The organism is Prevotellamassilia timonensis (assembly GCF_021531665.1).
GTDB lineage: Bacteria > Bacteroidota > Bacteroidia > Bacteroidales > Bacteroidaceae > Alloprevotella.
Genome location: NZ_JADYUH010000194.1, coordinates 1 through 306, shown reverse-complemented (window position 1 = coordinate 306; position 306 = coordinate 1). Strand labels below are relative to the sequence as shown.

The 306-nt window shown below is 39.2% G+C and carries 1 protein-coding gene; it reads left to right on the top strand.

Translation table 11 applies throughout. The features are described from left to right. Positions 1–59: 59 nt before the first annotated feature. Positions 60–306 (top strand): hypothetical protein (locus tag I6E40_RS10815; RefSeq protein WP_235387292.1); only part of this gene is annotated, 247 nt, incomplete at its 3' end.

Here is a 306-nt window from a genome sequence, read left to right as displayed (position 1 = left end):
TTTTCGGTTTTAACACTTCTTGCTTTTGGCGACGAAAAGTATTATATTTGTACAGAGATATGGGAGGAGCCTCTGCTCCCCCCTTTTTTCGTCACTTTCCCTTTAAAATCGGGGTTTTAGAAGCGCATCCGGGTAAAATTTGCCTTCCCCTAATTTTTATTTGCCTTCCTCTAATTTTAATTAGGGGAAGGCAAAGAAAAATTATGCGCCGAGTAGGCAAAATTGGGAACCGGAAAGTGTTCCCGAAAGTTAAAAATGTTAATGTCGAATCGCTGAAAAATGGCTCAAAATTGTTGGATTTTTGGA